The organism is Flavobacterium pectinovorum, assembly GCF_006438875.1.
GTDB lineage: Bacteria > Bacteroidota > Bacteroidia > Flavobacteriales > Flavobacteriaceae > Flavobacterium > Flavobacterium pectinovorum_A.
Window position 1 is genome coordinate 369,018 of the sequence record NZ_RCZH01000005.1, and the last position, 20,166, is coordinate 389,183.

Annotated in this window: 9 protein-coding genes; all 9 read right to left on the reverse strand. The window is 35.1% G+C overall.

Annotation, left to right across the window (positions count from 1 at the left end):
- Positions 1–82: 82 nt before the first annotated feature.
- The 9 genes from EAH81_RS09860 to EAH81_RS09900 all read right to left on the reverse strand — a co-directional run bounded on the left by EAH81_RS09860 (position 83) and on the right by EAH81_RS09900 (position 19,890).
- Positions 83–1,462, reverse strand: a complete 1,380-nt coding sequence (locus tag EAH81_RS09860) for a Gfo/Idh/MocA family protein (RefSeq protein WP_140506430.1) — start codon at positions 1,460–1,462, stop codon at positions 83–85.
- A 28-nt stretch (positions 1,463–1,490) separates the two neighbouring features.
- Complete coding sequence (locus EAH81_RS09865; RefSeq protein WP_140506432.1) at positions 1,491–2,810, reverse strand: DUF3472 domain-containing protein; 1,320 nt, start codon at positions 2,808–2,810, stop codon at positions 1,491–1,493.
- Positions 2,811–3,952: 1,142 nt separating this feature from the next.
- Positions 3,953–6,127, reverse strand: a complete 2,175-nt coding sequence (locus tag EAH81_RS09870; protein WP_140506434.1) for a M1 family metallopeptidase — start codon at positions 6,125–6,127, stop codon at positions 3,953–3,955.
- Positions 6,128–6,154: 27 nt separating this feature from the next.
- Positions 6,155–9,250 (reverse strand): DUF5107 domain-containing protein, encoded by a 3,096-nt coding sequence (locus tag EAH81_RS09875; protein ID WP_140506436.1) that lies wholly within the window; start codon positions 9,248–9,250, stop codon positions 6,155–6,157.
- Positions 9,251–9,678: 428 nt separating this feature from the next.
- Complete coding sequence (locus tag EAH81_RS09880; RefSeq protein ID WP_241676544.1) at positions 9,679–12,687, reverse strand: glycoside hydrolase domain-containing protein; 3,009 nt, start codon at positions 12,685–12,687, stop codon at positions 9,679–9,681.
- Positions 12,688–12,729: 42 nt separating this feature from the next.
- A complete protein-coding gene (locus tag EAH81_RS09885) occupies positions 12,730–13,719 on the reverse strand; it encodes a c-type cytochrome (protein WP_140506438.1) in 990 nt (329 codons plus the stop codon).
- A 12-nt stretch (positions 13,720–13,731) separates the two neighbouring features.
- Complete coding sequence (locus EAH81_RS09890; protein WP_140506440.1) at positions 13,732–15,144, reverse strand: aryl-sulfate sulfotransferase; 1,413 nt, start codon at positions 15,142–15,144, stop codon at positions 13,732–13,734.
- A gap of 100 nt (positions 15,145–15,244) precedes the next feature.
- Complete coding sequence (locus EAH81_RS09895) at positions 15,245–16,756, reverse strand: RagB/SusD family nutrient uptake outer membrane protein (RefSeq protein ID WP_140506442.1); 1,512 nt, start codon at positions 16,754–16,756, stop codon at positions 15,245–15,247.
- A gap of 35 nt (positions 16,757–16,791) precedes the next feature.
- Complete coding sequence (locus tag EAH81_RS09900) at positions 16,792–19,890, reverse strand: SusC/RagA family TonB-linked outer membrane protein (protein ID WP_140506445.1); 3,099 nt, start codon at positions 19,888–19,890, stop codon at positions 16,792–16,794.
- Between the last annotated feature and the right edge of the window lie 276 nt (positions 19,891–20,166).

Consider the following 20,166-nt stretch of genomic DNA (forward strand, 5'->3'; position numbering starts at 1 on the left):
TTCTTCTTTAGAAATGTCATTAAATAAGCAAGAGAGCACCATGACTTGCCCTCTTGCTTCCTTTCAACTAACCAATAAATATTTATTCTGAAAACTCTAATTTTTGTAATTTGTTCCATCCACCACGAGTGAAATCCGGAATTTCTACAGGAACAGAACCTTTGTCAAGCGAGATCTCCGTTAAAGGACCTAAGCAAGACCATTCTGCCAAATCATAAACATCCATATCCAGCGGAAGCCCTTTTTGTAAACAATGAATCAAACGATAGTCCATAACGAAATCCATTCCGCCGTGACCGCCTACTTTTTTAGCTTGTTCTTCGATATTTTTCACCATCGGGTGTTTGTATTTTTCCATCAAAGCCTTTTTTACTTCTTCGGGAACAAAAGAATGTGCGCTTAATTTTTCGTGATTTGGTTTTACATCATCACCTAATTTGTCACCGTCTAAAGCATAACCTTCCAAAGGATATTTGTTTGCAAAACCTTTTGTTCCGCTCAATTGGTACATTCTGCTGTAAGGACGAGGAGAAGTAACATCGTGCTGAATTTGAATTGTTTTTCCGTTTTCAGTACGAATCATTGTCATTGTGTGATCTCCGTTTCTAAAATCTTTAATTTCCTGACCGGATTTTTCTTTGATATAAGCAGGATTTCCAACTGCTTTTGTGTCCATAGAAACCAGAAAATTCATTTTGTCACCACGATGAATATTCAAAGCCTGACAAGCAGGTCCCATTCCGTGCGTGGCATAAACATCTCCACGATGTTTAATATTATAATCCATTCTCCAATTGTTCCAATATTCACCCCAAAAAGGTTGTAAACCATGAATATAAGAACCTTCAGCGTGAAGAATTTCTCCAAATAAACCTTGTTGCGCCATGTTTAATGTCGTCAATTCGAAGAAATCATAAACACAATTTTCAAGTTGCATACAATGTTTTCTGGTTTTTTCGGAAGTATCGATAAGATCCCAAATTTCCTTCATTGTTAAAGCTCCGGGAACTTCAATTGCAACGTGTTTTCCATCTTTCATTGCTTGAACACCTATTAACGCATGATGTTTCCAATCTGTCGCAACATAAACTAAATCTACATTTGGTAACGCGGTTACTTTTCTCCACGTATTTTCGTCTCCAAAAAATTCCTGTGCTTTTGGAAGTCCGGCTTTGGTTAGAATTTCATTTGCCGATTGTGTGTTTTTTTCCAGCATATCGCAAAGTGCCACGATTTCGACCCCAGGAATATGCGTCATACGTTCAACAGCTCCAGGACCACGCATTCCAAGTCCGATAAAAGCAACGCGAACAGTAGGAATGGGGTCTGTAGCCAAACGTAAAACATCTTGTTGCCCTTTTGGACGCGATGGTGCTTTGGTTTTAATCATTTGTGCTGATGCAATTGTTCCTCCGAACAAAACAAAAGCTATTAGAATAAATTTTAAAAATCTGGTTTTCATAGGTAAGTTTAGTTTTGAAATTAATTTATTAAGGCAAAGTGCTAAAATTGATTTCCGGTTTTTTGTTGTTTAATGGTCTGGTAAAAATTGTTTTGGGTATCGTATAATCGTTAAAAAATCCTCCGTCTTTTAGATAAAATGAACCTTTTTCGACTCCGCCGGCAAAATCCATTCGGTATTCTTTTGCGCCAGTATTATCTGTTGTAAAAAGAACAGAATTAATTTCTGACCAAATTCCTTTATCATCGCAAATCCATTGATTATTGAATAAAACTTTACGGGATAAATCGCCTTGTTCCGGAATAAAATTTTCGAGAAAAGAATGAAATCTTTTTAAATAAGTATTGGTTTGCGGACGATTGAAACTGGCAATTAAAAGCCATTTGTTCAATTCAGGAGCAAAAAAGTAAGCGGTGTAATTGGTGCTGTTATTGTTTTGAGGAACTCCGTGAAGCAAAAACTTATAAGTATTTCCCGCTTTCCAATTGTATTGCAGATAACTTTGTCCGCCAGAACCTTCGCTTCCAAATTCGCCTGTGTGAACGTTTTCCCCTTTCTTAAGCATTTTAATTTTATGCGTTTCCGGAATACTATTCGGGTCATCTGTATTAAACGGACTCCAGACAGAGAATAAAATCCTTCTCTCGGTTGCTGAGTTTACCTGAATTCCAAAATATCCTTCGCCAAAACCGTTTGCCATAAAATACGAACCTATTTTATCCTCATTTTCAGGAACGGTAACTTCGTTATAATACCATTCGGCATTGGTAGTTTGCGGAACCTGATAATTTAGATGTACCGATGGTCCACGGCGTCCCCAATGATAAAAGTTTCCTTCGTTATTAGGAACATAAGAGATTTTGCCATCATAATCTTCACTTGAAATTGTTAGGCGATTAATGGACGGAAATTGATTTCCGGTTTTACTGATTCCTCTTATTTTGATAGCGACATAACCTTCTTTATTGATTTTCCAGTTTCCAACGGTAATTGCCTTTTTTGTAGTATCAAATTTTACTTTTTTAGAAATTCCGTTGATCGAGAATTCCAATTCTGATTTTCCAAAAACTTCAACTGATTCTTCAACTGTGATTTGAAAAGTTCCTGTTTTGGCAATTCTGAAATAAGCCGTAAAAATTTCTTTTGAGTCTGTCCAGTTTTCTATGCCATTTTCTGTAATAGTATTGCTTCCGTCAATATGTTTAGAACTAAAAGCATTTCCGGCAAGCGGCAAAGAAATTTTGGTTTTAGGATTTTCGATTTTGTTTTTTTCAATGAAAGAAGCGCCTTTTATAGAAGAAAAGGAAACTAATATTGAAGCAAGAAAGAAGTAAAATATATTTTTCATTTGATAGATGATTAGTTACTTTTTGAATTACCTCTCTAATGAACCAGATTAGAGAGGTTTCAAAAAACAGAAACCTAAAAAATTATGGGTTTTCGTCTAATTGTTTTTATTTAAAAGGCTTTAATTTTTATTTATTAGCTTGTAAATAAGGTTGTTATAATTATTAAAATCAGAAATAAATAGATGCTTATTTTTTATTGTGTAACGAAACTATCGAATATATTTTGATTAACCAAGAAAAAACACAAAAAATGTGCTCGAACACACTTATTTGGTGTTCTCGAGCACATTTTTAGAGATCGGACATGAGATTATCAATTTTTCGAGGTTTCAGACTTTTAAAATCAAAAATAATTATCCAAAACTACCTGATAAGATATTGTCAGGCACAATTTATTCCATCGGAACATTTCATTGGTAGTAGAATAAAAATAGATCGTGAGAAATATCGTCCTGTAAGGACGTTTGACAAATGGTGTATTTAATCCGTATGCATTTTTGCCGTTATTATTTATAAAATCAAACGTTCCTACGGAACGTAAAAAATGCTGTATTTATTTGATTACCAATGAAATGTTCCGATGGAACAAAAAAAAAATAAAAAATGCTGTATTTATTTGACTACCGATGAGATGTTCCGATGGAAACAAAAAAATATAAAAATATGTATCTTAAATAATGAAATGGATTTATTTTCTAATAATCGAAATAAAGAAGCAACCTGACGTGATATTGTCCTTAACAACTTGTTCCATTAAGTTAAGCTTTTTATAAACTAAAATTTAATCTCGCAAAATCGCAAAGCTTAAACACAATATTGTCAATTTCGATCCCGAGGCTTCGGGAGAGAAATCCTCGCGAGAAGCTCGACAAAGATTGGATTTTCGTTGCGGAGTTACTTGCGAGGATTTCTCCTCTATCGAAATGACAAAATCTTTGCGATTTTGCTCTTTTATGAGAGATTTATGTGCTTCACTATCAAAGATGTATGATATTTGGCTTCGGGACTGTCGGGTTTAGAATTGCTTTTTTACAGTAATTTCTAAAAAAAAACCTCTCTAATAAAACAAATTAGAGAGGTCTTGAAAAAGACATAATATTTAAAGTACTAATTATAAAATCATGTTTTTTTTTAAATTATTTTACTTACTTAATCTTTTGATTAAAAGCGTTACATGTTTTTTAGTATCCTCGTCTAAAGTCGATAATGCTTTATCAGATTCTTCAGCTGAGTATTTTGACAATCCCGTTATTCCGGCAGCGATTACATTATAAGATTGGTTTTTGATGCTTTCCTGCATTAATTCTTTGTAAGAAGCATCGCCAGTTCCAGCCAATTTTATAATTGCGGCTGCTCTCGCACTTGTCTTTTTATCATTTTTTGCAATATTTAGCAAAGTCTTGATTGCTGCATCTTTGATTTGAGTGTCACTTAAATCAATTGCTTTTATACTTAGAACACGCAAATCATCTTGTTGATCTTCTAAACCTGCCAAAAGTATCAATTGTGAATCATGACTTTTCTCTTTTGTGGCATATTTTATCGCTTCGATTCTGTTATAATAAGACGGAACATTTTTATATTGGAACAAATAATCCGCTACTTTTTTGTTGTCGATAACCTGACCAACTAAAATTTTATCAGGATCAAGATCTGTAAAAGTAGGCTGAGCAGGAACATCAAAACTGAAATTCTGCTCTCTTTGGTCAATCAAAATGTCTTTTCTAATCTTAGTTCCGTTTACATAAAAATCAACTTTTAATGGCAAACTAAAAGTTTGTACAGAACTTGCCTGAGTTTGTTTTACCGCAATTGTAGCTTTTCCGTTTGCATATCCATATTCTACGTTCAAGATTGGATTTCCTCCCTGATAATACCATTGGTTAAAATACGGACTCCAGTCTTTTCCGGTAACTTCTTCCATTGCTAAACGCAATTGATGTGATTCTCCGGATTTGTATGCATTTGTTGTTAAGTAACGGTTTAACGATTTGAAAAACGCCTCGTCGCCCATTTGATTTTTTGCTGCATATAATATGATAGAACCTTTTGAGTAACTGATATTGTCAAACATATCTTCTTTGTCTTTGTAATAAAAACGTGCCAAAGGCGGACTAATTCCATCTTTTGAAGAACGCAGACAGTTTTGTAATTTCTCATAACGAGATCTGTCTTCGGCGTCTTGTCCCGCGTCGTGACCGTGCCAAAGTACTTCACCAAAAGTGGCAAAAGATTCGTTCATCGTTAAGTTAGACCAGGATTCTGCCGTTACATAATCCCCAAACCATTGGTGAAAAAGTTCGTGAGCGATTGTACTTTCCTGATTGTCATCTAATAATTCTCTTTCGGTTTTTTGCACATATTCACCATGCAAAGTTGCGGATGTATTTTCCATCGCACCGGAAACATAATCTCTGGCAACAATTTGAGAATATTTTACCCAAGGATATTCTACGCCTAAAATTTTACCGTAAAACTTCATCATATCAGGAGTTTTTCCAAAGATTTGCTTGGCATATGGCGCATATTTTGGCTCCAGATAGTAGTTAACTTCTTTTCCGTTATAAGAATCTTTATAGATTTTAAAATCTCCAACAGCCATCATAAACAAATATGGAGAATGTGGGACATCCATTTTCCAGGTATCCGTACGAGTTCCGTTTTTATTGGCTTTTTGCGATACTAATTTTCCATTTGATAAAGAAACATATTTTGCCTCAACCGTCATTGCAATTTCGGCAGTTGTTTTCTGATTTGGTTTGTCAATTGTTGGAAACCATGCAGATGATGCTTCTGTTTCGCCTTGTGTCCAGATTTGGATTGGTTTGTCGTCCTTTCCGTCAGGATTTATAAAATACAAACCTTTGGCATCTGTAATTGCAACGCTTCCTTTTGCTTTTAATTCATCTGGTTTTGCTGTATAGTCGATGTAAATAATGTATTTTTCAGTGCTTTTGTACTTTCTGTCCAGCGTAATAAAAACCTGTTCGTTATCGTACGTATATTTTAAAGGTGTTTTTTTCTTTCCTTCAATTATCGCAATTTCTTTAAAATCCATTCCTTTAGCATCTAGCGTAAGAGCGTCAGTTTCGTAAAAATGAGGTTTTAGAGTAATCCATTCTTTTCCAAATAAATAACGTTTTCCATAATCAAATGATACTTCGAGCTTGGTATGTACTAAGTCGTGAACTTTTAATGGTGTAACTCTGTAAGCTGATATATCTTCTTTATTTTGGTCAGCATTTTGTGCCTCAATATTTTGGCATGCCAACAAGACAATGCTGAAAAGGGAACATTTTAAAAAAAGTTTATTCATTGTATTTGGTTTAATAATGTTTAGTTTTTAAAGTTTTTCTATAATTCTGACTTCACCATCCTTTTCATCGGCGGTTAAAATATCCGATTGTTTTTTAGTGTACATCTCTAAACTCCATTGTACAATTTTGTTTGTTGAATATAAACCAGCTTGATTTTTCAACCACGTTTCTGCTTCTTTTGCCGAAGAAGTTTTCTCGATAGCCCAAGCCGAAACCAATTGATTTGCGGGTAAGAAATTCATAACCGTATTATCAATTTTAGGGTTAAAAGTAGTGATTTTTTGCAAAGATTGTTTTGCTTTTTCAGTATCACCAAGATTTGTGTAACATTGATAATCCATCCAGTTTTCCAGTCTTTCGTCAATATCAACGTCATAGGGTTTTCCTACGCCCAGATTTTGCGGCCATAATTTTGCATCGGCAATAAATTGTAATGCTTTTTTGTATTGCTTGTTTTTCATTTCGGCTACAGCCTGCATCAATTTAGCTTCATGATACAACTGACGTCCGATTGTTGCGCCTTCAAACGGAAGAATTTCCAATTTGGTTAAAAAAGCATCTGCTGCAACATATTTTTTATTCAATAATAATGTTTTGGCATACAGCATTCCCATTAGATAATTTTCGGTATGTTTTTTATAAAAGGATTCAGCAATTGCCAACGCTTTATCATATTGCTTTTGAGTAATATAATGCTCTGCCAATAGTTTGTGATATCTCCATCCCTGATTATCTAATTTTAGCGCTTGCTGAAGACTTGCAATGACCAATTGCGAATCGTCTTTGAACAAAGATGCTTTTGCGGCATAAAAAGCCGGATCATTTGGTTTAGCACCGCATTGTGTGAATAAGTCTTTAGCTTTTGAAAGATTATCACGATTCCATTCAATTAATCCTAAATGATATTTCAATTGCCATTGATCGTTTGTCTGGATTAATTTCTCAAGAATAATAGCTGTTTCTCCACGGAATGGAAAGCTGATTCCTGGCTGTATTTTAGATAAATCCACAGGTTTGTTTTCTAAAAATGCTTTCCAGTATATAATTTCAGCACTTGGAGCCGCAAGGGAAAAAACTTTTAAAGCTTCCTCATTGCGGTCCAGATGCTGATACCAAATTCCTAATTCAAGATAGGTTTGTTCCGGCATTTCATTCTGTATTAGTGATGTGAAATGCTGTTTTGATGCTGCTGAATTTTCCCAAAGAAATCTTTCAAATCCAACAAAATGATTTAAAGGATCAAGGGTATTAATTTTATTTAAGGTTTCGGTTGCTTTGTTGGCATTGTTTTGCAGACGATATAGTACTGCCAAAACTTGTAAACCTTCCAGATTGTATTGATTGTTTAGCAAACTTTTTTCGGCATATTCAATCGCTTTTGACTGATCGTTTTCACTAAAGTAAATTTTGCTCAAAGCAGTATACGCAGAACTGCGGAATTCTACACCTGCAGCGGCAATATCAAAACCGTCTTTGGCATCAGTTGTATTTCCTAAATGCAGATTTGCAAGCCCATAATAATAATTGGCGGCAGGATCGTAAGTGTCTATAGATAAAGCTTTACTTGCCGAAATTACAGCTTCTTTATACTGCAATTTTCTAATTTGTAAAGATGCCAAAGCAGATAGAGCAGGAGCATAGTTTGGATCTTTTTTTAGACAGGCATTTAAGTTTTCTGCTGCTTTTACATAATCTTTAAAACTGATATAATTTTTTCCTTGCAGATATAATCCATAAACTGAATTGTTGTCAAAATCCTTTGGCATTTCTAGCGGACGAGCTAAATCGCCATCTTCCGGCGCCGAATTCCAAACCAATTTATTTTCACCAAGTGTCAATCTCAATTTATTTTCGTTAACCGAAACCTGAATCGAATCTTTGAATACTTCTAAAGTGTTTACCGAAATATCTTTAGAATAGATTTTCTTATCATTATCAAAAACTTCTAATTTCTCGTTTAGTTTTTGAAGGGGAGAAAAATAGATTTTCAGCCAGCCATTTTCGTTTTTTACATTTACGGCTCCATAATTATTGGCTTTTACAAAACCTTTTGTTTGTTTTACCGGAAACCAATATTCTGTCCACGAATCTGTTTGATAAGGCGCAAAAGAACGTTGTTTAAACGGAGTTAAATTACTGCCTTCACTTGCTTGATTAAACAATCTTCCGCTTTGTACTTCTACATATTGACCATCAGTATCAGTCAATAATTTTTCCCAAATCATTCCTTGTTGCGACAATCCCCAAATCCATATTTTCTTGCCGGGTTTGTCATCGTGATTGCCGTATCTTCCCATTCCGAAATCTTCGTCATGGTAATATCCACCAAAGAAATCGTCGTATTTACCAAAAACGTGATACGATTTATAACCGCCAAAATTATTGTTTTTATAGAATGATAAATCTTTACCATTTTCCTTGTCAATTGGCCATGAATTGTGTTCACCATTGTGACCCAAATAGCTTTTTCCGGGATAGATAAATTGCAGATTCTCGCCAGCTTTTATACCGGTATTCATCCACGTATAATAAGGCTGCTCAAATTCTGTCGAGTTAAACCAAAATGAATTTGTAGTAAAATAAGCTTTATCTTTTGGTAAATTGATGTCCAATTTCCAGGAAGTACGCGTCAATAAATCCAAAACTCCAACAACACAACTTACGCTTCCGTCAGGTCTTGTAATAATAGTATAATCTACAGGAGTAGCGCAATTTGGCGTATGCCCAATAATTCCGTAATTACCTTCTACACCACCGCTTGTCCACGGACCACGCATGGCAATATCTCTGAATTTGATGACATGATTGTTATAAACAAAATCTTTTCCAGTTGATTTTTCTACTGCCGACCAAACTTTTCCGCCTATTTCTGGCAGAATCATTAATTTAATATAATCGTTTTCAAGCTCAATAACTTTCCATTCTTTTTGAACAGGTTTGTCTGTAAATCCATCAAAACGGAAATAGGGATAAACCTTTGTATCCGGTTTAGGAATAGGATCCGGATCTGAAAACGGATAAGTCGTAAATACTTTCTTGTATTCTTTTATAGTGGTTTTATTTTGTGCGTTGACAAACAGGCTTCCAAAGAGTAGAATGGATAAGAAAGGTTTAAGTTTCATATGGAGAGCTTTTTATTGTTGGTTATTTGGTAGTTAATTTTGTTACTTCTTTTGAATTCAAAAGCAACCAAATTTATTTTTTGTATTAATGAAATCTTTTTTCAGGAGCTAATCCCGCACCCGAGCCTGAAAGTGCGAACTGGCGAAGCAATCCGTTTCAATCTTTTGTGGCTCCCGAAGCCTCGGGACCGCCACAAAAGGATTTCCACTTCTATCGCGGCTAGGCAATTATTTTCATAATAATATTTTCGCAATCTTGTTATTTCGATTTCTATGATAAAATCAAATCTTTGTTCGAGCAGTTCCGAAGGAACAAAATATATTGTAGGGATGGATTTTAATCCATCATTCGCAATCAAAACCCAATCTTGTCATTTCGATCCCGAAGCCTCGGGATCGAAATGACAAATAATACGGGCAATTTCTTATTATTTAACAATCAACAACCATCCTTTTCCTTTTGATACAGGCAATTCATCTTTTGCTGTAAAGGTTTGTGCCGGTTGGAAATTTGTGATTTCCGGAGCTGTGATTGTTGCTTTTGCAGGATTGATTCCAAGTTTTTTCCAGTCGATTGTTAGTTTTACTTTTACATCAGAATCTGCCCAGCTTGCAATCGAAATTAATGTTGAACCGTTCTTTTTGTAAACTGTTGCCAAAACTTTATCGTTGTTAGTTTTTACCGGACAGTTTTCGCTCCAATATCCAATCATTTCAGAACCTTTGATTCCGAAAGAATCCCATAATTTCCAGATTTCTCTTGGGTCAGCATTGTCGCTCCATGGTAATCTGTTAGTCATTCCGTAAACCATTCCTCTCCAAGGATTTCCTCCGCCTTGCAGCATTTCGCCCATTAATCCAAAAGGAATTCCGCTTACTTCTGTTAAGAAAAAGTCTGGTTGGTTTTTTTCGTAATCAAAATATTCTCCAAACCAAAGTTTATTGATGTACGGAAAGTGCTCCATATATAAATTGGCACTATTGTTAAATCCGTCGCTTTTATTGTACTGATTCGCACTGTGCAAGTCGATAATTCCAGGGTGACCATCTTTAGTAAGAACTCTTTTTACACGTTTCATAGTGATTCTGTCAAAAGCTACATCATCAAGATAAATTCCGTCAATACCAACGTTTTGTGTCAGCCAATTCATTCCTTCAACATAATAATTATGCCAACGGTTCATTCCGCTATTTACGATTGCAGCATCTTTAATTTCCGGTACAAACCACGCTGCAATATAATCCTCTCCAACGTGTTCTTGTAACCAAGAGAATCCGCCTCCTTTTCCCGGAGAATAAATTTCATGACCTAAACTTCTTAGAGCAAAAGTTTCATAAGCTTTGTTTGAAACTTCCCTAACCGTGTTGTAAATTTTTACTTTTAATCCTTTTTCATGCGCTTCATCGATATAACTTTTCATCTTTTTAAATTCGATAAAAGGATAGTTGATATATGGGTTTATAGCATTTGCATGGTGAATATTGATTACCGTTGCGCCAGTTTTTGCAATGGTATCAATTGGACTGTATTTGTGATAGAATTTAGTATCCCATTGAAAATCTGTGTCAATTTTATGGAAAGGTGTAATCAATAAATTAAAGTTATAATATAAAACATCCCCTTTTTTCATGCTGCGGGCTCCGCTGTAAGCATTTACCAAAACCGATTTTTGATTTGGTGCAATTGTGATTCCACCTTTATTTTCGTTACCCCAAGAAGTTGGTAATAATAGTGGTTTTTGCAAATAGAAATTGGTGTTCAACGGACGGCTGTATTTTTCATCACGTAAAGAAAACTGCAATCCTGAATTTACATTTCCGATCCAGGCACCATCTTGATTTTTATGAGCTACATCCCATTTCCAGTCGAAAGTTGTAGGACGATCACCGCCTTTTTGACCTAATCCCATCATGTATTTTGCAGATGTTGGCTGAAAAGGCATTTGAAAATTAATATCATTAAAAGTAAGATCTTCAAGCGCTGTAACTTTTACAGTATAATGTAAAAAACCATCAAATTCAATTGAAGCATTCACATCCATTTGAACTGATTGTGACGTAGAAGTGCTTTCCCAAGCAATAGTTCCAGCTTCTTTTTTAGTGAATTTAAGTCCTGTATTTTTCCATTGTAAGGATTCTTTTCCTGTTGCATCCACAAAATGAAATGCTAATGGAGCACTCAAAATATCATTGGCTTTTGTACCAATACTTGTCATTTCAGGAGTGAAATAAGTTTGAATTTGGGTTGGAAATCCATTGGTGCCCAAAACTAATTTTCTTCCTAATAATGAGATTTCAGAATCTTTAACAACAAGTGGAGTATAAGGTGCAATAACGGTATTTTCCTGTGCCAAAGTTGAGTTTAACCATTTTAGGCGTGTCATTTTCTCTGGGAAATCGATTCCTCCGTTTTTAGTCACTTCGTCAGTTACTTTTATTTGTAGGTTGATTACTGTAGATTTTCCGTCAGCAATTACGGTGGCTTTTCCGGTATAAGTTCCTGCCGCTGCGGTTTGAGGAATATCGATTCCGCACCACATTGCTTGTACTTTTCCTTTAGAAACAGAAACATTTGCAGTAAAAGGAGATCCGTCGTAACGAACTCCATCGGTGTTGATACAGTTGATATCTTTTGCTTCAATTAGAGCTCCGTTACTACTGATTAAATTTGAAAAAGTAACTTTTACATTTCCTAAATCCTGTAACGCATAAACGCCCAATTGAAATGCTAAATATTCTCCTTTTAACGCCGTATCTGCAAAAGTGCTTTGAACTCCTTTTTGAATCCATCTTTGTGGTAAATCATTTCTCATTCTAATAGAATACGTTCTGTCTTCAGGGAAAACTAAGAATGAACTTCCGCTGTTTTTTGCCACAATATCGTTTGTTTCAGCCGCAGTTGCGATAACTTCCATTGGATAAAAACTATTGAAAGCATTCACACTCTGAATTTCTTTAACGGTACAATTATCAGCTAAATTAGGTTTGATTTTAGACAGCCATTGTGCATCAGCTTTATATTCCGGTTTAGCATAAACTCCTTTAGGGTAATTAGCATCGCCTTCATCAATATAAGGCATATAATACACATAATAAGTTCCTTTTCCTGAAACCGGTTCAAAATAAATTGTACCTTTTTCTCTGTTGATATCAGCTATTTTTACATTTTGAATTTCTTTTCCTGAAGCATCTTGAACAATGATTCTTTTTAATTCCGGTTTTTCGTCTCTTCTGCGCCATTCGATTGTTGTTTTTGCAACATTCTCTTTGCCGGTAAATTCGACTGCAACACGGTGATTTCCTAACAAATTAGGATTCCAGCTGTCATTGCCATCGGTATATTTTAGTTGTTGTGCAGCCAATGGAATACTGAAAATGCAAAGACACATAATCAATATTCTACTTAAAATTTGTCTGTTTTTTAGGTTTGGTTTCATTGTTTTATTGTTCAGGTTTAAAAAGTAAGCGTAGTTAATAAGTTAGTAAACGGCTTTCCATCCATTCTTTTTCCAGTAGGCAATAATGGGTTTGTAAGGACCGTATTTATGTTGTTCTTCGGTAAAGTTATCCTGAAAAGGGCTATGTGAGTAATCAATTGGTTTGCCCATTTTGTTAGGATAATCAAATGTTTTTGGGTTTGGTCTTGTGTGTATCGCATCATCATTTACATAGGCGGCAATATCAAGCGCTTGTTTATCTGTAAGATACGGTTTTCCTAAAGTTACTTTATCATAAGGCATATTGCTTTTTAGCCATTGCGCCTGTTTGATAACTCTGTGCATACTAGAACCCGGCTGATAACCGTATTCTCCCCAAAGCGGCGGATAAGTATAACCGGATTTATCGGCATTGTACACTCCTTCGCCATTATTTCCGTGACAACGGGCACAATTTTCAACAAACAGCGCTTTTCCTCTTTCGGGACTTGCGGCAACATCCGGAAATTCGATTTCTAAATTTTTAGCGCCTTTAAAATCCCCATCTTTAGGAACAAATTTACTGATCCATTTAAAGTACGATAAAAAAGCAACCATTTCTTTGCTATCCAGCGGAAGCGGTGTTCCGGAATGTGGACGCATAATGCAATTATTAACACGTTCAGCAAGTGTTAAAACTTTATTTTCACGTCCGCGATATTGCGGATAATTATCGTGTGAAGACATTAAATTGAAGGCATGAGGTTTTGTACCGGCATCCTGATGACAATTGGTACAATTCATTTTATTGCCTAAATATTTCCCTTTAATTCCGTTTGGACCAATATAATAAGCCGTTTTTAGCATCAATTCTCTTCCATAACGAACGGATTCTCCAAATTGATCGTCCGGAATTTTTGACGTATCGATTGTGATGTACGAATCATCATCGGCAGTTTTTGCTGCTAATGTTTGCGATGTTGTAGTATTGCAGGAATTGAAAACAACAATTGGCAATGCTGAAAATATACCAATAAGAATTATTTTTTTCATGTTGTAAAATTTTTAATTGAGAAGAAAAGGTTTCAGGTTTTCTTCGGGAATAAACTGTACGCGATAGGGAGGAATTTCAGATTCTAAAGCCCAAAGTAAAACTCCTTTTCTATTGGTTAAAACCGTAATATGTCTTTTTGAACAGCAAACTAATATAGCATCTTTGTCAACCATATAAGCACTTCCCATTCGGTCATTGTAAATGTCTTTTGGAAGATTTATGTGGAAATCCAGTTTTGCTGATTTTCCTTTTTCATCTACTTTTAATGTGTAAACTGATGATTGTTTTTTGTCAACACCATTATCAAAAAACATCAGACTTCCTTCGGCATTAATGTGTGCGGCATGTGCTTGGGAGAAATTACTATCAGCAGACATTTTCATGTTTCCGCCTTTGCCTAATTTCCAGATTACTTTTCCCGTTTTTGAATCTACTTTCCAAATTTGACCGTTGTTATAAAACGAAATCAGAAAGTTTCCGTCTGTATCATAATTCAGACTGTTGGCGTGCATCCAGTCTTTTTTGGTTTTCAATAATGCTTTATCTTTCATTGGGTCCAGGTCATCAAAAACGCTCCATTTCCAGATTTGTTTTCCTTTTTTATCCAAAATAAGGATTCCGTCACCATTGATTGTATCTTTTTGTTTTCCACCGATTTTAGTTAAATCGGTTATTCTTGCATCAACAAATAAAGTAACAATTTGATTCGCCGAATTTTTTATGATTTCGTGATGAATCACTTGTTTAAAATCGCCTTGTCCTTTTTTAATATGGGTTAAAGTATCGCCTTGTAAATTGATTTCCAGAATCTCACTTCCGTAACTTGTTGGTTCATCATTTTTTCCTAAAATAGAAAGTATCGTTTGATCTTTGGTAAAATGAGTTACTTTAAATCCTGTTCCTTCAACGGTATGATACCATCTTAAATTTCCTTTATAATCAACAATGTATGCAACTCCCGGTGTTTCTCTTTTTGCTAAAAGCATAAAACCACTTTTGAAGTTTTTAGGTAAAAGTTCCGGTTTTGGGCAATTTGCTTTGAATTGTTTTTGAAGCCATTCCGGTAATTTTCTAGATTTGAAAGTGTATAGTTTGCTTGTGTTTTTGTTTTCTCCCTGAACAGTAATTAATTGAAAACTATAGTTGGTTTCCGGAGTAATGTTGCAAAGTACTAAGGAATGCTTAATACCATTTTTTGAAATTGGAGACGTTATTTTGCTTTTTATTCCTTTTTTATCAGACCAATATTCTGCATATACCTGAGCATCGTCCTTCGTAGTAACATCGATTTGAATCTTCAATTCGTTGTTGCTATGAGTCCCAATGTTGATACTTGAAATAACATTACCCTGATTTTGAGAACAGCTTGCCATTGCAAGAAGTGCCAAAATAAAACTCCATTTTAATACTAATTTTTTGATCATCTGAAAGGTTTCTTTTGTGAAACAGAAAAGTACTTCTTTTGTTTAAAAAATCAGGAATAGACAGACAATTTTAACGGTCTATTCCTGATTGAATTATTGCTTATTGTCTGTCGGCGTTACTTAATGTAGGGTTAAGATCAACCTGACTTTGTGGATAAGTATAATATTTATTTTGTGGCATTTTTACTTGTGCTGCTTCTCCAACTCTAAGGTGGTATGCGTTTACAAGAACATCATATTTGTTCATTCTGATTAAATCTGCACGACGTTTTCCTTCGTAGAAAAGTTCCCATCCTCTTTCTTGCAAAATAGCGTCTCTCAATGAATTTTGATTGTAATCACCTAAAACTAATTGTTTGGCATGTGATCTTCCTTTAACCTGATTGATCAGATTGATCGCTTCGATTGTTGGACCGCTAATTTCGTTTAAGGCCTCAGCTCTGCTTAATAATACATCGGCATAACGAAGAATATTTACACTATGACCATCATAATACGTTGTAGTTTCATCATCAGCATATTTTCTGGTAGAGACATCCGGCATATACAATTCTCCTACTGGCGGTTCTGCACCTAATGTTGGAGCTTGTTTGTGTAGTAAATGATCTGAACCCATAAATTCAGGGAAGAAACATTGTTTACGCTCGTCTTCGTCACCAAAAGTGTTGTAGAAATCCCAATTCACCGTATAATATTGCCATCTGTTTGCCACAACAGGGTGATCAGTTGGTCCAAAGTGGTTTAGTAATTCAGTTCCATTAGTATTGGCATCACTCAATGAAGAGAAAATATTTTCGCTGCACCATTTGTTACTTTCTTTAAACAAACCTAAGTACGACGGATAAAGGCTGTATTCGCCAAGACTCATTACTTGTTGCGTATACGTAACTACCTTTTGCCAGTCATGGCTGCGCAGGTATAATTTTGCTAATAAAGTAAGTGCTGCACCTTTTGTAGCACGACCAACATCATTACTTTCGTAAATTGCATTGTTTTTGTAATTAACTGGTAAAACAGCAGCAGCTTCAGTTAATTCTTTAATCATAAAAGCATCTATTTCTTCAACTGACGAAGGTGGTATTTGATCTAAATATTTAGGATTACCTATGTTATCTTCCGTAACCAAAATTACCGGACCCCAAGCGTCTGTTAAATCCATATAAGAAGAACATCTTAAAAACTTAGCTTCGGCTATAAACTGCGCTTTTTCGGCTGGAGTAATTCCCGACATTTTTGCAATATTGAAAATCGCATTATTGGCATTTGCAATCAATTTATACATCGAATTCCAGTCTTCAAGAAGTAAACCATTTGCTGAATTCCATGTTCCTAATGATAATTGTCCCGGATCTCCACCAAATTGGCAATGTCCTAAATCTGTTGCAATATCTGTTAAGGCGAAATGTCGTGTTGCCCAATAAGAGTAATTATCTCCTACAGAAGGTCCTTTTAATCTGCCATAAACGGAATTAACGGCCGCTACTGCATCTGACTTTGTTTGATACCCATTGGTATTAGTCAAACTACTGTATACCGTAGGTTCAAGATCCTGGTTACACGAAAATTGTGTACCTGCGGTTAGTAAAAGTAGTAATAATGTATATTTTTTCATTTTAATAAATTTAATGTTACTAAAAAAGCTTTAGACTAGTGAATTGCTACTTTTATACCTAAGATAAATGTTCTTGAAGCCGGGAATGAGTTAAAATCAATTCCTCCACCAAGGTTTTGTGCTGTAGAACTGGCTGTGTGTCCATTTATTTCAGGATCGTTACCAGAATAGTTGGTAATAGTCAATAAGTTTTGACCAATTGCATACAATCTGATACTGTCTATAAATTTGGCTTGTTTTAAAACACTTTCCGGAATTGAATATCCGATAGAAACATTTTTCAAACGTAAATAAGAAGCTTCTTCAACAAATTTCGAATTCACATAACTTCCGTATTTGCTTTTGTAATATCCGTCTCTTGGAATATCAGTGTTTTCATTAGTGCCCGCAACCCAACGATTAAGTGCATCTGTACTTGTAGAGGATTCACCAACCATTGCTGTCATGTTGTAAACGGAATAATCAAAAGCGCCCTGGAAAAAGATATTCAAATCAAAATTTCCATATTTAAAATCATTATTAAGACCTGCAATATAATGTGGCGTAGAGTTTCCTAAATACGTTCTGTCATCGGCAGTAATTTTACCATCTCCGTTAATATCTTCATATTTTGGATCTCCGGCAACTGATAATGGCTGAGCAGCATAAGTTTCTCCCGTTTTAATTACACCGGCATATTTGTAGCCGTATAATACGCTCATTTCTTTTCCTGGTTCTAATCTTGTAAACTCTTGTCCGGAAACAGTTCCGCTTGGATTAGAAGTATTCTGGCTAATAATTTTAACATTGTCAGCAAGAGATACTACTTTTTGTTTATTATAAGCAACATTTAATGAAGTAGTCCAAGTGAATTTGTCGTTTCTAAAATTTGTACTCGTAATTCCTAATTCAATACCTTGGTTGTCAATAACTCCTGAGTTAACAGTTTGGGTATTAAATCCCCACCATCCGCCAACTGGTACTCTTATAAGTGCATCACTAGTTCTTTTTTTATAAACATCAACTGTTGCGGTAAGTTTATCATTAAAGAATCCCATGTCTAAACCTATATCGGTTTGAGCGGTTTGTTCCCATTTTAAATTAGGGTTTGCAAGATTTGCAGGTTCTGTAGCACCAGCCAATTCACCAGGATTAAGTGTTCCTCCCCAAGATTGTAATCTGTTCATGTAGGCATAATCTCCAATACCGTCATTTCCTGTAATACCGTAACTAACTCTCAATTTAAGATCAGATAAAGTAGTGAAGTTTTCCATAAAAGATTCTTTAGAAATTTTCCAGGCAACAGCTCCGGAAGGGAAAATTCCGAATCTGTTATTTGGTCCAAAACGAGAAGAACCATCTCTTCTTATCGTAAATGATGCTAAATATTTATCATTAAAAGCATAGTTTAACCTTCCGAAATAAGAAGTCAATTTAGTCTCGATTTTCTCCGTTTCAGGTTTTAAATAAATTTCAGCTCCCTGAAGATTATAGTAGGTCAACAAATCACTTGAAAAACCAGATCCGGATGCTTTCACTCTTTCATAAGTATCTTTTTGGTTTGATGTTCCAATCATTACTGTAAAAGCATGGATATCTTGTAAATTAAACTTATAAGTCAAGTATTGGTCTGTACTCCATCTAAAATACGTTCTGTTTTCTTCAGATCCTGTACCTTTTAAAGCAGCACCTGCAACCAAAGTTCTCGGGGTGTATTTTCCCTGAATGTTTTCCTGCCATTCAGCTCCTGCACCAAAATGATACGTTAAACCTTTAATGATTTCATAATCCAAAAACATATTTCCATTTGCCAATCTGTTGATTGTGTGGTCTGTTGGTTCCAATAAAAGCGCCAGTGCATTATCTTTTCCTTGGTATTTATAGTAAGATCCGTCAGCATTATAAATAGGCAGATTAGGATAAGCAGTTTGAATAGAAAACATTGGTGACAAAATATTATCTCCAAAATCACTATTATGACCTTCACTAGAAGCACCGTAAAAATTAGTACCGATATTTAATTTATCATTAAATTTTTTCTCAGCGCCCATTCTCACACTATATCTTTCATAGTCCGTGTTCTCAATTGCTCCGGTTTGTTTGATATAATTTCCGGAAAGAAAGAATTTTGAAGTTTTGTCGCTTCCGCTAAAAGTAAGCGATCTGTTCAATACTTCGCCCGGACGAGTTGCTGCCTCAAACCAGTTTGTATTTGCCACAGGAAGACTTACAGGAAAAAGCGGAGGTCTTCCGTTTTCATGCTGAATGGCATTTTGAATATCAACAAATTGTTGTCCGGTTAACAATGAAGGCTCTTTAATAATATTTTGAAAACCATCAGAAATTTCGGCTTCAACCTGTAATTTCCCTAGTTTTCCTTTTTTGGTCGTAATCATGATTACTCCATTTGCTCCTCTGGAACCATAAATTGCAGTAGAAGCAGCATCTTTTAATACCTGAATATTTTCGATATCATTCGGACTAATAGAACCTCCTGAACTTGTAATAAAACCGTCAACAACGTACAAAGGTCCATTAGAATTGTTGATTGAGTTTCCACCTCTAATTACGATTGTAGGGCTAGTTCCCGGCGCATAACTATTTTGCTGCACCTGAACTCCTGAAGCGCGACCTTGTAAAGATTGTCCAACATTCGAAATTGTCCCGCCTAAGTTCAAATTGTCTTTTCCAATAGAACTTACAGAACCGGTAAGATCCTTTTTCTTCGCTTTTCCGTATCCAATTACGATTTCCTCTAATTTTTGTCCAGCCTCTTTCATAACAATTTTTAAAGGCGCAGTTCCTACAGTAACTTCTTGATCTTCCATACCAATATAAGTCACAATAAGTTTCGTAACATTATCGGCAACAGTGATTGTGAAATTTCCGTCAAAGTCAGTTTGAACACCTTTAGACGAACCTTTAATTACAACATTTGCGCCAGACAACGGAATTCCGTTTTGATCTGTTACAGTACCTTTTACCGTTTTTTCAAAAAACAACGTAACATTATTTTTAGAAGATGTATGTATTGATGAAGCTGCCGAAGCCTGAAATGTTAAAGCTAATAAGGAAAGAATTGTTAATTTGATTTCTTTATTGGAGACATTCGTAATCCGAAAATCCCTTGGCTTTTTTTGGGTTAATAATTTCATACTTAAAATTGGTTTTGGTTAATGATTAATTTGTTTTTTCTTGTTTGTAGGTTTTAGATTTTTTTTTAATCTTAAAATTCATTTTTGCCTTTTTATTTGGTTTTAAAGTGAGTTATTTTCTTTTTAAAACAGTCGTTGCATTTTCGCTTTAATAGGGAACGATTTTGTCAACTTTTCTCCCGTTTTTGAGTGACAAAAACGCTTAAAATTTTTCTTAATTAACTTAGTTTTAAGATTAATACTTGACGAAACTATAGATTATATTTTTATAAAACA

Excerpts from the sequence above, each read along its gene's own strand:
- EAH81_RS09860 (WP_140506430.1), bottom strand. The coding sequence starts at position 1,462 with ATGAAAACCAGATTTTTAAAATTTATTCTAATAGCTTTTGTTTTGTTC.
- EAH81_RS09870 (WP_140506434.1), bottom strand. The coding sequence starts at position 6,127 with ATGAATAAACTTTTTTTAAAATGTTCCCTTTTCAGCATTGTCTTGTTG.
- EAH81_RS09900 (WP_140506445.1), bottom strand. The coding sequence starts at position 19,890 with ATGAAATTATTAACCCAAAAAAAGCCAAGGGATTTTCGGATTACGAAT.
- EAH81_RS09890 (WP_140506440.1), bottom strand. The coding sequence starts at position 15,144 with ATGATCAAAAAATTAGTATTAAAATGGAGTTTTATTTTGGCACTTCTT.
- EAH81_RS09885 (WP_140506438.1), bottom strand. The coding sequence starts at position 13,719 with ATGAAAAAAATAATTCTTATTGGTATATTTTCAGCATTGCCAATTGTT.
- EAH81_RS09895 (WP_140506442.1), bottom strand. The coding sequence starts at position 16,756 with ATGAAAAAATATACATTATTACTACTTTTACTAACCGCAGGTACACAA.
- EAH81_RS09880 (WP_241676544.1), bottom strand. The coding sequence starts at position 12,687 with ATGAAACCAAACCTAAAAAACAGACAAATTTTAAGTAGAATATTGATT.
- EAH81_RS09875 (WP_140506436.1), bottom strand. The coding sequence starts at position 9,250 with ATGAAACTTAAACCTTTCTTATCCATTCTACTCTTTGGAAGCCTGTTT.
- EAH81_RS09865 (WP_140506432.1), bottom strand. The coding sequence starts at position 2,810 with ATGAAAAATATATTTTACTTCTTTCTTGCTTCAATATTAGTTTCCTTT.